Source organism: Streptomyces sp. NPDC057963 (assembly GCF_042887155.1).
Lineage (GTDB): Bacteria > Actinomycetota > Actinomycetes > Streptomycetales > Streptomycetaceae > Streptomyces.
The window spans coordinates 23,115-35,610 of the sequence record NZ_JBHVPX010000024.1 but is presented as its reverse complement, the minus strand read 5'-3'; the positions used below and the strand labels follow the sequence as shown (position 1 = coordinate 35,610).

The 12,496-nt window shown below is 67.6% G+C and carries 11 protein-coding genes; 1 reads left to right on the top strand and 10 read right to left on the bottom strand.

Going from position 1 to position 12,496, the window contains the following annotated elements:
• Positions 1–16 precede the first annotated feature (16 nt).
• The 9 genes from ACFVT1_RS34435 to ACFVT1_RS34395 are packed head-to-tail and all read right to left on the bottom strand — an operon-like array spanning position 17 to position 9,872.
• The gene (locus tag ACFVT1_RS34435; RefSeq protein WP_389802869.1) at positions 17–829 is read right to left on the bottom strand and encodes a 2OG-Fe(II) oxygenase; all 813 of its coding nucleotides are present in this window, start codon (positions 827–829) and stop codon (positions 17–19) included.
• Between the two features lie 28 nt (positions 830–857).
• On the bottom strand, positions 858–2,075 hold the full coding sequence (locus ACFVT1_RS34430; protein WP_389802866.1) for an acetyl-CoA carboxylase biotin carboxylase subunit family protein: 1,218 nt from the start codon (positions 2,073–2,075) through the stop codon (positions 858–860).
• Positions 2,072–3,505 carry an ATP-grasp domain-containing protein gene (locus tag ACFVT1_RS34425; protein WP_389802863.1) on the bottom strand — a complete coding sequence of 478 codons (1,434 nt, stop codon included), beginning with the start codon at positions 3,503–3,505 and terminating at the stop codon, positions 2,072–2,074. The genes ACFVT1_RS34430 and ACFVT1_RS34425 overlap by 4 nt, the downstream gene beginning before the upstream one ends.
• Positions 3,498–4,775, bottom strand: a complete 1,278-nt coding sequence (locus tag ACFVT1_RS34420) for a pyridoxal phosphate-dependent aminotransferase (protein ID WP_389802859.1) — start codon at positions 4,773–4,775, stop codon at positions 3,498–3,500. The genes ACFVT1_RS34425 and ACFVT1_RS34420 overlap by 8 nt, the downstream gene beginning before the upstream one ends.
• Complete coding sequence (locus tag ACFVT1_RS34415) at positions 4,772–6,145, bottom strand: lysine 2,3-aminomutase (protein ID WP_389802856.1); 1,374 nt, start codon at positions 6,143–6,145, stop codon at positions 4,772–4,774. The genes ACFVT1_RS34420 and ACFVT1_RS34415 overlap by 4 nt, the downstream gene beginning before the upstream one ends.
• Positions 6,142–6,807, bottom strand: a complete 666-nt coding sequence (locus ACFVT1_RS34410) for a 2OG-Fe(II) oxygenase (protein ID WP_389802853.1) — start codon at positions 6,805–6,807, stop codon at positions 6,142–6,144. Before ACFVT1_RS34410 ends, ACFVT1_RS34415 begins: the two co-directional genes overlap by 4 nt.
• Positions 6,801–7,412 carry a hypothetical protein gene (locus ACFVT1_RS34405; protein ID WP_389802851.1) on the bottom strand — a complete coding sequence of 204 codons (612 nt, stop codon included), beginning with the start codon at positions 7,410–7,412 and terminating at the stop codon, positions 6,801–6,803. The genes ACFVT1_RS34410 and ACFVT1_RS34405 overlap by 7 nt, the downstream gene beginning before the upstream one ends.
• Complete coding sequence (locus tag ACFVT1_RS34400) at positions 7,396–8,565, bottom strand: pyridoxal phosphate-dependent aminotransferase (protein WP_389802848.1); 1,170 nt, start codon at positions 8,563–8,565, stop codon at positions 7,396–7,398. The genes ACFVT1_RS34405 and ACFVT1_RS34400 overlap by 17 nt, the downstream gene beginning before the upstream one ends.
• Positions 8,562–9,872 (bottom strand): B12-binding domain-containing radical SAM protein, encoded by a 1,311-nt coding sequence (locus ACFVT1_RS34395; RefSeq protein ID WP_389802845.1) that lies wholly within the window; start codon positions 9,870–9,872, stop codon positions 8,562–8,564. The genes ACFVT1_RS34400 and ACFVT1_RS34395 overlap by 4 nt, the downstream gene beginning before the upstream one ends.
• A gap of 57 nt (positions 9,873–9,929) precedes the next feature.
• On the opposite strand from ACFVT1_RS34395, the gene ACFVT1_RS34390 reads away from it, so the two are divergent.
• Positions 9,930–10,568, top strand: a complete 639-nt coding sequence (locus tag ACFVT1_RS34390) for a tyrosine-protein phosphatase (protein WP_389802842.1) — start codon at positions 9,930–9,932, stop codon at positions 10,566–10,568.
• Positions 10,569–10,609: 41 nt separating this feature from the next.
• On the opposite strand, the gene ACFVT1_RS34385 is transcribed toward ACFVT1_RS34390, so the two are convergent.
• Positions 10,610–11,968 carry a hypothetical protein gene (locus ACFVT1_RS34385; protein WP_389802839.1) on the bottom strand — a complete coding sequence of 453 codons (1,359 nt, stop codon included), beginning with the start codon at positions 11,966–11,968 and terminating at the stop codon, positions 10,610–10,612.
• Between the last annotated feature and the right edge of the window lie 528 nt (positions 11,969–12,496).

Genomic DNA, 12,496 nt, shown 5'->3' with positions numbered 1-12,496 from the left:
TTGCTCGGTTCGCTCGTCAACTCCAAAAGACTAGAGGGTAGTTGGCCCCTCTACTGCCGATGAATGCCGCCATTCCGACGCGTGGCTCGAACGGGCTGGGCGAGACGGCGTGCAGCATGGAGGAACTGAACATGATCAGATCACCCGCGCGGGGATGGATCGTGAGGGCGGGTGGTTCGATGGTGCCTGGATCGAGCCCTTCCACTGCCAGTATGCGTTCTGTCTCTGCTTGGTCCGGCTCCCGCAGCCACAGGTGAAGGTCGCCGCCGGTCTCCGGTACCTGGAGATATACGTTGGCGGTTATCTGCTCGGTCAGGCGCCGTGCCTCCGGGGCGTCCGTCTCCTGGTACAGCCGGTCATTGTGCGGCAAAAGCTGTGACGCACCCGGCGTGAAGACGCGCAGCGCGCCGACAAAGCAGGTGCGGCCGTTCAGCCGCAGGAGGTTGGCGCCTGTGGGCCAGAATTCCTGGAGCAACAGCCGGAGATGGTCGATGGGCGACAGATATGGGTGGAACATGGAGCGCACGTCGTGGACGGCGTGCACGGCCTGCCGGTGGTAGGCGTCGGTGAGTTCGGGATCCCACGCCGTGTCCACGTGCGGTGTGTGTATGCGGCCGACGCTGCTGGCGAGTTCTTTCCGGTAGGTACCGAGCGCTTCATGTGTCATCGCGCTCTTGACCACCCGCCGGGCCATGTCCTTGGGGTAGAAGTCCTCGACATGGATCGCGGCGATCTTCCGCGTCGACAGATCGAGCAGGCTGTCCGGGGTCAGTTCCGGACTGATGCGGGCGCTGACAGTCGCCGACGTTGCTGGGGTCGAAGAGGTCATGGCAGGTCCTTCCGGTTCATCGGTGACGTCATTTCCAACGCACGGCGTCGGCCCACCAGTTCTCCACCTCCCGCAGGACGGACATCAGGTCCTCGTCCTCGGCGATGTCGAAGTGGAGTTGCGCGATGGCATCGACGGCGGAGCGTGGACCGGGGTACCGGCGCCCCACTTCACCGCTGGTGGTGTACTCGACCGCACGGGGCAGCGGGCAGCGGGACGGCAACTGCCGCAGTACACCCGCCTGGGGTGGGAACCAGCCGTACCCGCCGCGAGTGTTGAGGCTGGTCCATCGGATGTCGTCGGCTCGGTCCGCCTGTCCCTTGAGACCGGCGTGGTAGAGGTTGAGTCCGAAGGCGCGCTCGTGCATCTCAATGATTCCCGCGCCGCCTGCTCGGCAGGCGATCTCGCACAGGATGATCGTGTCGTCGGTGCTGTGAAAGAACTCGGCGTGGAACGGGAGGACTTCTGATGCCGTGGGCAGTGCGGCCGTCACGGCGGCCGTGGCGTTTTGAAGGCGGTCGAACAGCGGTTCCTCCGGGTGCAGCATGCCGCTGATGCAGGGTGCCGCTGAGTGATAGCTGCTCCATTGCGTGTGCAGGTAGCGGCATGGCCAGCTCTGGAGGACGGAGCCCCCGGCCACCAGGCCATTCACGTGGTAGACGTCACCGTCGACCCACGACTCGGCGAGCATGACGCCTCCGGGGCGGTCCTGCCCCCACCGCCCGGCGGCCTTGGCGAGGTCGGTGTCGTTCTTGAGCACCGACATACCGATGGCCGCGGCCCCGTTGAGTTCCTTCAGGACTACGGGCAGTCCATACGCGGCGGCGAACGCGATCAGTTCGGCGGCGTCGTGGACCGTACGCATGGGGGCGGTGGGAAGTCCCGCCGTGGCAGCCGCGGTCTTCATGATGTGTTTGTCGGTGTACGCGACGGCACTGGCCCTGTTCTGACCGGGCAGGCCCAGACGTCCCCGCAGCTCCGCGGAGCGAACCAGATCGACCTCGGCGGTGGTGAGGATTCGCTCGACGCGGTGTTCCTGGCACAGCGATTCGACCAGGCGTTCCGTCCCCTTTCCGCCGTAGTCGTCGGTCACCTCAAGGGCCCGGAAGGAGTTGGCCATCCGGTCGGTATCGACGCCCCGCAGCGCGCGGCGGTCGGTGACCACCACCAAGTCGTCCTTGGACCGGGGGAACCACTTGGCGAGACTCTCGATGATCGGCCGTCGGTTCATCACCAGGTACGTCACCGCGCACCTCGCGTCCTGGCGGCGGGCTTCCCGTCTGCGGCCCTTTCGACGGACGCGAGGGTGGAGCGGACCGAGTCGTCGCTGAAGCTGACCAGACCCGGATGGCCGAGGTGGCCGACGAACTCCGCAATCAGTGGCCCCACAGTGCCATCGGCGGATGCGGGCGCCACGTCGACCACGCGGACGGTCTGCGCGCCCACCTGATACCGGACGGTCGCGCCACTCGGCGTGGTGGTGTACGCACGCGTGCCCGTCCCTGGCCGAACCACGTCCGCCGCCACCGGGCCGGTGCCCAGGGGGATGGTGCCCGAGAAGGACGGACGGCGGGCGATGACGTCGCGGAACGCGGCCTGAACCGACTCGGGGGGGAGGTCGACGATCCCGAGCACGTTCTCCTGGACGGCGCGGTGGAAGAGGTAGGTGGGGAACTCGGGCCAGCCAGGGCGAAATCCCAGTCCGCCGGCGCCTCGCGGATTCAGCTCAGTGGCGAGGAACCCCTGGTCGGTGAGTAGCCCGTCGACGGTGAAAATCCCGCGGTAGCCCGTCAGTTCATCCAGCCGGCGGCCCGCGTCACGCGCGTACGTTTCGATGGTGTCCTTCGCCGCATCGGGAGCCCGCCACCAGGTGGACGTACCGCAGTAGCGGAAATCGCCGGAGCACGGATCGCGGAGCATCGCCTCCTCGGCCGGCTCAAACACGGCAATGCCGGCGTCGAGCGCGAGGGCCTGGGTGCTGCACGGCACTCCCTCGACGAACTCGGCGATCCGCACCTGCCGAGTCCTGCCTGTGAACGATTTCAGCGCGGCGTCGAATTCGGCGGGACTTCGGACCCAGCGGAGCCCCTTGCCGCCACCGCCGGGGACCCCCTGGCTGGAGTCGACGGCCATCACCACACCTCGGCCGCCGTCGAGTGCCATCGCTTGTTCGCGCAGCCCCGGATCGTCCACAGACATCACCACATGGCGCGGTGAGGGGATACCGAGGTCCGCCCAGAGCCGCTCGATACGGACTTTGTCCTCCCACGCGACCCACTCGGGCCTGCGCCATCCGTGCACGGGCCGGCCGCAGAGGTGGGACATGGTGGTCCAGATGCTGCCGAGGACTACGCAGGACTGGGTGGGGTCGATGTCGTCCAACCATTCCCTCAGCGAGTCCGTGGGGCTGCTCAGGAAGGGTTCGAACTCGTGCGGAGAGAGGTCGATGCCGCGCTCGGCGCAACTCCAGGTGGGCACGTCTCGCTCCGGTGCCCGCCGCGGTCGGGTGACGACACCGACCAGGGTGGCGCCACACGCGGACACCTCGTCAATGAGCAGTTGAGTGCTGTGAGTGAACTGGTTGGCCAACAGGATCACCTGTCTGCCGCTCCAGTACCGGCGCAGTGTGTCGACCGCCCCACTCAGCATCCGGTAGTCGTCGATGAGGTCAGGCATGGGTCCCTTTCCCGGCCGCCAACGCGTTGAACGCCACTGCCAGTTGATCGAGCATCAGGGAAATGTGCGGTGTGGACTGCGGCTCTGCGGCGGCCAGCGCCCGCTCGCGCTGTGCGCTGTCGTCTCCGTACAGCAGACTGGTGGCGATCCGGAAGCGGAGGGCGCCGGGGTCGTCGCCGAAGTGATGACCGCCGAGGACGGCCACGCCCAGGTTTTCGAGCAGGTGCCGCTGCAGTGACACCGAGTCCGTCACACCGTGCTCGCGCAAACTCTCGCGTACGGGTTCGAAGTCCGGATACAGGTAGAAGCCGCCCTGAGGGGCCCGGCAGATCGCGCCCGCTGTGGTGACCAGGCTGTGCACGGCACGGGCGACGGCGCCGTGCAGCCGCGCCCCGGCCAGGAAGTGTTCGGTGATCACCTTGGGCTCGTCGAAGGCGCGGGTGGCCACCTCCTGCATGGGGCCGGCCAGTGTGGACCAGACTTCACTGGCCACGGCGACCGTACGGGTACGCAGGAGGTCGCCCTGCCGGCCGACGGGGAAGCGGGCGGCGCCGATCCGCCAGCCGCCGAGCCCCAGGCTCTTGCTCAGTCCGGTGCAGATGACGGTGCGGTCCGGGGCCTCCTCTGCCGGGCTGAGGAAGGGAAGGCCGGGGTCGTGGAGGATGTCGCGGTAAATCTCGTCCGAGACGATCAGCAGGTCCTCCTCCTCAGCCACCGCGCACACCTGGCGGATCGCCTCGGGGGGCGGGACGGTGCCGGTGGGGTTGTCGGGAAGGGTGAGCACGAGCAGCCGGGGGTTGGAGCCGCCCGTACGGGCGGTGCGGATACTCTCGCGCAGGGCCGAGGGGTCGGGGGCGCCACCGTATCCCTCTGGCACCGGTACACGGTGGACACGCCGTCCGAACAACCGGGCCTGAGGTTCGTATGTGACCCAGGACGGGCTCGACAGCAGCACATCGCCTTCGACAACGGCCATGAGACTCATGAGCAGCGGCTTGCTGCCCGGCGCGACGACGATCTGCTCGGGGCCGGTGGGAAGCCGACGCCGGTCGAAATAGCGGGCGAGGGAGGAGCGAACCCGCTCGTCCCCGGCGACGGGGCCGTACTCGGTACGGCGGGCACCGATGGTCAGCCAGTCCAGTACCTCCGCCGGGACGGGTAACTGCGCCTCACCGAAGGCGAGATGTATCAGGGGCTCGCCCGCGGACCGACGCCGGGCGACGGTTTCGTTCAGCGCCAGATTCGGCGCAGCCTGAAGACGATCCGTCATGATTCCTCCCCGGCGGGCGGCACGTGCGAGCCTGGCGGCACGGGGTCGGTGACGGCAGCGGCGAGGTCGGCCGGAGTGCCGGGAGCCGGCTCCAGCTCGTCCAGCCAGGCGGCGTCCGCCCGGTAGTGAGCCCGGAACGGCCTGCCCACCAGGGCCGGATCGCGGGCCTGCAGGAAACGGAGCTGAAAGAAACGGCCTTCAGGGCCTTGTTCGACACCGTCGACGATTACCTTGCCCGCCGTGGTGGACATGACGGGCCCACGGACGGTGCGGGCGAGCCCCGGCAGGTTCCGGTATGCCTCGCGGAAGATGCTCGCCGCGCGCCCCAGCGGCACCTTGAAGTAGTCACGCGGTCCGGTGTCACGCGCGACGAACATGTAGTACGGAGCCGCGCCCGCCGCGAGCTCGGTCCGCCACAACCGTTCCCACACCCCGGCGTCGTCATTGACGTGGGCGATCAGCGGCGCCTGGCAGTAGACGACGGCCCCGGTCTCCCGGATCCGTGCGAGCGCCCGCCTGGCGACGTCGGGGGCGAGTTCGCAGCTGTGACTGAAGTGGGCCATTATCGCGAGCGTGCGACCCGAGCGCACCACCTGCTCGAACAGCCTCAAGGTGTCGTCGGCGTCCGCGTCGGTGACGAAGCGGTGCGGCCAGTACGCCACCGACTTGGTCCCGATCCTGATGGTGCGCACCCCGGCCACGTCCAGCAGCGGCTCCAGATGCTCGCGCAGCCTGCTCGTGGACATCACCATCGGATCGCCGCCTGTCACCAGGACGTCGCTCACTTCGGGGTGCTGCCGCAGATAGCTGACGGCTCGGTGCGGGCTGGACGCGGCGAAGCGCAGGTCCGCCTCACCGACGAACTGCGCCCAGCGGAAGCAGTAGGTGCAATACGCGTGGCAGGTCTGGCCGCTGGAAGGGAAGTACAGGAGGGTTTCGCGGTACTTGTGCTGGGTCCCCGGCAGCGCGCCGCGCTTGTCGTGGGGCACGTTCAGCTCGGCTTGGTGCCCGGGGTGCGGATTGAGCCGGGCCCGGATGTCAGCGACCAGCGTGGCCAGCGACCGCCGGTCGGCCCGCCGGCGCTCCTCGGTGAGCCGGGCCTCGTCGGTCGCCGAGAGCATTCCCGGTTGAGGGAAGACCAGTTGGAACACCGGGTCGTCCGGCACATGGTCCCAGTCGATGAGGTTGCGCAGGACGTACTCGTTGACCCGGAAGGGCAGCACCAGGGAAACCAGACGTACCGCTTCCAGCGTGTCCCCAGTCAGTCCGAACCGCTTTGCGATCCGGTCGAGCTGATGGGTTCCGTAGGCCTGGAATCGTCGTGCACTGTCGGCATCCGGTCGAGTGGCGGTGGGCGCTGTGTGGTTCACATGGACTCCAGGGGCTGTTGGACTGGTCGTGCGGGCGGCCACCGCCAGTAGTGGACGAGGACGCTGCGGCGCAGGCCCGACCGGGGGGACCGCACGGGGAGAACTTGGTGCCAGGAGCCTTCGGAACGGACAAGGAGGGCAGCAGTGCCGAGGTGTGGCTCGATCCGGGCGGCCTCGTCGTGCGGGTCGTCCGAGCGCAGAATGCTCAGCTCTCCGCCGTCTTCCGGCGACCAGTCCGGTTCCAGGTAGAGAATGACGGACAGCATCTTGTCCGACCGGTCGGTGTGCGGGCCGAGGAAGCAGCCGGTGCTGTAGGCGGAGGCCCGGACCTCCAGAGAGGTCTCCGTCAGAGGCAGTTCGGTAGCCGTGGCCAACGCTCCGGTGAAGGAGGGAGAAAGTAGCTCGCTGACCAGATCCTGCCACCGGGCGTCCAGTCGGTGTACGGCGTCCAAGCGCTCTCCGCCCTCGACCAGCGGGCAGGAGAGCATGCGGTATGCCTTCTCCGCCGCCGGCTTCGACTCGCGCCTCCGGGTCTGTCCGATCGGGAAGGACGCGGCCACTTCGCGTGCGGCCTCCTCGGTGGTGAAGACTTGCCCGACATCGCCCCAGACGTAGGGCAGCGTGCGCAACGTGGCTGATTCGAATGCGGCAAGATTCAGCATGTGGCGTCCCTCCCCGGAGAGTTGCCGAGTTCGGCGAGGAGCATTTTCATGTCGCCCCTGGTGCGCAGCTCGACGACGGCGATGTCCGGGTGGGCCTTGAAAGCCGCTGCCATGCCGGGCAGGGAACGGCGCCGGAAGGAGAGGATGAAGCGGGAGAAGGCCAGTGGCCGGTCGGCCAGGACGCGTCCCCCATCGTCGCGGCGCATGTAGTGCGGCAGCGCCTCGGGCGGGGTCAGGGCGTATCTCAGCAGCCGCCGCAGGTAGGACGCCAGGCACAGGATGGGTGCTCTGTTCAGGACGACGACGGCATCGGCGTGCGGCAGCCTTCTGCCCAGGGTGTCGGCGTGATTGCCGTCGACGATCCATTCGGCGGCCGCGCACAGGGTGTCCACCGTCCGGTGCCATTCGGGTGTGGGGCGCGGGCGCCAGGCCACGCTGAAGTAGAGGTCGTCGAGATGGTGGACCGGAAGCGTCAGGACGGCGGACAGACACGCGGCAAATGTTGTCTTGCCCGAGCCGGGACAGCCGATGACCAGGATGCGGCGGGCGTCAGCCAGGACACTGTGGGCCGTCGGCCCGGTGGCGGTGTCACGAGGAGTCAGCACGCCCGGTACCCCCCCGCACGTCGTGGACCGTCTCCTGCAAGGACCTCAGCAGGCGCTCGGTGGTGGCCAAGTCGGCGGTGGAGATCCGGATGTGCTGGGGCAGTCCGAACCGTTCGAGGTGGCGGATGGCGAATCCCCGCCTGGCCAGTCCTTCGACCGTACGGGCGGCGCTCCGCCGGTCTGGGCAGCGCACCGGCACGAAGTTCCCCCACGATGTCTCGGCCCAGCCTCCGACGAGGCCGGGCACCTCCTCGCGCAACCGATTCCGGGAGGACTCCAGTTCGGCGTGGATGGCGCGGAACTCCTCCTGGCGGAGGGCGAGTTCGGCCGCTACTTGGAGAGAAGGGCCGCTGACCGGGTTGGAGACGTTCCACCGCTGAATGTGGTCGGCAACCTCGGTGCTGCCGCACACGCATACGGCCAGGCGCGCGCCGGCGAGTCCGTAGCCCTTGCTGAAGGACTGCACGACCAGGACATGGGGCCAATCCACCGCCCGGCGCAGCACGGTCTCGGGTGCGAAGGCGCCGTATGTCTCATCGATCAGGAGCAGGCAGCGCCGCTCGGCGCACGCGTCGACGAGGATGGTCAGTTCGCCGGCCGACCACCAAGCGCCGGTGGGACCGTTGGGGTTCGACACGGTCACGAGGCTGCCGGGGGGCATACGCGCGACCGCGTCGAGGATCGCGTCGAGAGGGAAGCCGGCTCCCGGCCGGTAATCGACGCCTCGTACAGTGAGCCCTGCCAGTTCCGCGTACGGGAAGATCTGCTGGTAGTTGGGAACCTGGGTCAGCAGGTGGGTGCCGGGGCGGGTGAGCGCACGGAACACGGCCAGGTAGGTCTGGTCGGAGCCCGCGGTGAACAGCAGCCGTTCGGCGGGCACGCCCGTGATCTCGGCGAACCTCGACCGTTCGTACGCGTAGTCGGGGTAGGAGTTCCAGTGGGCGGAACGCAGCTTGCGGACCGCTTCGACGATCAGCTCCTCGACCCGGGGGTGGCGCATCTCGTTGTTGGCGAGATTGACGGTGCCGCCGACCCGCTGCCGCCACTGCGCGCGTACGCCGGTGGCGGTGCCGAGGAACAGCTCATCGATCCAGTCCGGCGCTTGGCCCTCATGGTTCCGGGACAGTCCGGCGGTGGGGGGCGGGGCTGTCATTCCGGCGTCCTCCTGGGAATCTTCTCGGAGACGGGGGTGATCGGCGCGAGCGGGTCGAACAGGACGCGGTAGTAGTGCTCGGCGTCCGGTGGACACTGGTCGGGCTGGAAGAGTTGGCGGTTGAAGGATGCGATCGACGCCTCATCCATGTCCGCACTCATCCGCCCGAAGTCTGTGTAGATCGTGGGCCTGACTCGCCCGTTGACCTCGCGCACGGCCCTGATGGTGTTCTCCACCCCTTCGGCGGACGTGCCGGGGAGGCCGAGAATGACGAAACAGTTCAGCTCGATGCCGGCCTTCCCGCATGCCTCCGCCGTGGTCCGGAAGCGCTCCTGCTCGATGTGTTTGGCGCGGGGCAGGGCGGCATGTCCTGAGGATTCCAGTGTTTCGAGACCTACGCTGATGCGTACGCAGCCCGTCTCGCCCATCCTGCGCACCAGCTCATCGCTGAGGTGATGCAGGGTCGTAGTGCACTTCCACGGGAGACCGATCGCGGACCTCTCATACGCGTCGCAGAAGTCGAAGGACCACGCTCGGCGCAGGGTGAACGTCGGGGCGTACATCGACACGTATTCGAAGTCGAGCTTCCGGGTCGCACTCTCAATGAATTCGACGAGTCGGTCGATCGGCAGGCGCCGCTCGGTCCTGCCCTCGCGGCCGGGGATGTCGCAGAAGTCGCAGCCGACCGGGCAGCCGCGTGCGACGGGGACGACAAGCTCCCGCCGCTGGGGAATTCCGCAGAAGCGGGCTGTGTCGTCGGCGTACATCTGCTCATAGGCCCCGTAAGGGATCTCTGTGACGTCGGGGAGCGGCAGTTCGTCGGCGGAGAGCAGCCGGGGGGGAGCGACGGGGGCCCGCCATCGGCCCGCCACGCGAGACCAGACGGACGTGGAGGCGTGCGCCTCGTCAGCCACTGCCCGGACGAAGTCCTCGACGCCCGTCTCCGGATCGCCTGCCCCGACGACGGCGTCGAGGTCGAACCGCTGGAAGAACTCGGGTAGTTGCGAACTCAGCCGCCCGAAAGTGACTATGTTCGCCTTCGGCGCCAGTTCCCTGGTGTACCGCACGGTGCGGTGCAGGGAGTCGATGGAGTCGAAGTCGTTGGCCAGAGCCACGACGTCATGCTGCTCCATCAGCAAGTCACCGAGGGCTTTCCAGGTGACGTTGAGGGCAGCCGCATCGACGGCGCGGACACTCGCGGATGGGAAGGCGGTACGTAGATGACTGGCGACGTTGAAGACGGTCAGATGGTGCCCGGCGTTGAAGTAGCTGGGCACCTGGGGCGGCCACAGCACGAGGATCTTCATGAGGGATGCCTCATCTCACAGGGCCACGTCTTCGACGTCGCCGACGCGGTGGGTGGGTTGCGTCCAGGAACGGTCTTCCGTACGGGCTGGACGCTGCTGGCAGGCTGCCCGGACGCCGATGCCCCCATGACCTCCGGGCGCTGGCACGTAGATCTGCGCAGCAGCCCCGAGCGGGAGCTGTTGACGGAGGGCGCCGGGTGGCGACTGGCTCATGTGCCCGTCGACATGCCGGGCGTCGCGGCACGGCTGAGGGGCCGTCCCACGTCCGACGACTACGTGTCGCTGTACCAGGACATGGCTCGGAGCTGCGGCACGGAGATCGCCGCTGTCGTCGGAGTCACGGCGGACCGACTGTCTCAGGGGGTCGTCTTGGGCTGCTCGCTGGGCAAGGACCGGACGGGGGTGGTGATCGCCCTGCTCCTGAAGCTCCTTGGCGTGCCGGTACGCGACATCCTCACCGCCGACACTGCCGCACTGGAGAAGGCGAGCGGTTGCCCCCCTTCCATCGACGCGTACGCGCGGCAGCGGGGCATCGACGGGGCCGAGCTGATCCGCCGTATGAGGCTGGGAACTCCCGCCCTTGAGCCGCTGTTGGCGATGGTGGACGAGTGTTACGGCGGCGTCGAGCCGTACCTGCGGAAGCACGGGGTCTCCGGTACTGAAACGATGACTCTTCGGCGGGGCCTGCTCGTATGACTCCCGGGCCGGGATAGGGCCCTCGGTGCCACCGGTCCCGGTCACGCGATGCATATCGCGTCGTCCGGCACGAGTTCGATGTGGGCTCCGACGGCGGCCAGTCGGGGCAGCAGAGCTTCGTACCCGCGTATGAGGTGGTCGAGGCCGCCCACCATGCTGGAGCCTTCGGTCGCGAGCGCCGCCGCGAGACAGACGGCGGTGCTGCGGGTGTCCGTGGGGCGCAGCACGACATCCGCCGGGCGCAGCACACTGGGTTCGATGACGAGCTGACGTCCTATCACTTCCATTCGTGCGCCCATGAGGCGCAGTGAGTCGGCGTACGAGTAACGGCCCGTCCAGACCCGGTCCTCCATCACCGACCGACTGTCGGCCTGTAACAACATGACGGCGAGCAGGGGTGCGATGTCTGTCGAGATGCCCGTCGACTCGGCCACCAGTTCCGTGCCCTCGTACCGCTGCTTTGCCGGACCGACGGTGACGGTGTCCTCGTTGAAGACGGGCTCTATCCCCAGGGTGCTGAGGAAGTTCAACTCGCGATGGATGGAGGTGAAGACGTGAGCCGGGTCGCCGCAGTCGATGGTGAGCGTGGAGCCGGTCATCGCCGCGAACGACTGCCAGGTCATCATCTCCACCGGATCGGGCAGCAGCCGGTGAGTGGCGGTAGTCAGTGCCGTGCCGCCGTGCACCACCCAGCCGCCGTCCTGCTGGTCGATACGGATCCCGAGCGCCCGCAGCATGGTGATCAGTTCGTGTGATGCCTCCTTTTCGTGGGGGTGCAGGATGAGGCTCGAACCGGGGGCAGCGGCCGCCATCAACAGGGCGGTCTTGGTCGCTCCTGAGACGTAGGGACCCGCCGGCCTCGTCGGATCCTGCGACCAGCGCAGGATGTCCACGGTCGCGGGGCGCAGTCTCGGTGTCCAGGCGTGAAGGAGTCCGTCGCGTCGCTCCCACTGGGCGCCGAAGGCCTCGGAGACTTCCAGCATGTGCTTCACCGGACGGGTGAAGCCCCATTCGAAGGAGCCAAGGCTGTCGCCCCCGGATCCGCTGAATGTGACGCTGCCTCTGTTGGCCAGTACCGCGGGCAGCAGGTAGACCGAGCCATGGATGACCTCGGTGGCCGCGGCGGGGAGGTCCGACGATGTGATGTCGCCCCTGATGCGGACGGTATCGTTCTCGCACTCGGCGTGTCCGCCGAGCAGCTTGAGGGTGTGTGTCAGTACGTCGCGCTCGGACAACCAGGGAGTGTTGGTCAGGGTCAGCTCGGCGCCGAGTGCCACTCCCGCAGCGAAGCCGAGGACCATGCTGTGTTTGTTGCCCGGTACGGTGACACGGCCTCGCAACGTGTGGCCGCCTTCGACGACTGCTGTCGTCCCGGCCCGGTAGTCGGCGGGAACACTCATAAGGCCTCTCGTCTGTGGGGCGGCCGTACTTGGCCGCAGTGGGGGCGTGCAGCGCTTCAGCGCGACGCCGGCACCCGGGGGGCTTACGAGAAGAATTCCGGGTGTCCGTCGAGCCGGGACCGCCGGTCTGCGGCGTCACACATTGAATTCCGTGTGGTGCTGTGTAGCTTGCCTATACGGCAGCCGAAAAGGAAGTACTCCGGCAGCGCGGAATCAATTCTGTATGGGTCGTCCCGGGGGACCACGTCGTCAGCTCCGCAGACGCACGCGACATCTGATCGCCCAATAGTACCCTTCGGGTTGATCACGGGGGCTTCTCCCGATACTTCTTCCACCGAATGACCGCTTGATGCTTCTGCGGGGCCACCAGATCCTTCGGTGCGAATTTGTGACTATTCCTCACCTCCTACACGTGGTGATGCCTGTTGATTCGACACGAGCACCCTCCCGAGTCACGCCGATATTATCTACCGACTGAAGGCGCCTACTCGAAAAGGCGCGTCGACGAAAGGATGCGCCACGCTTCCT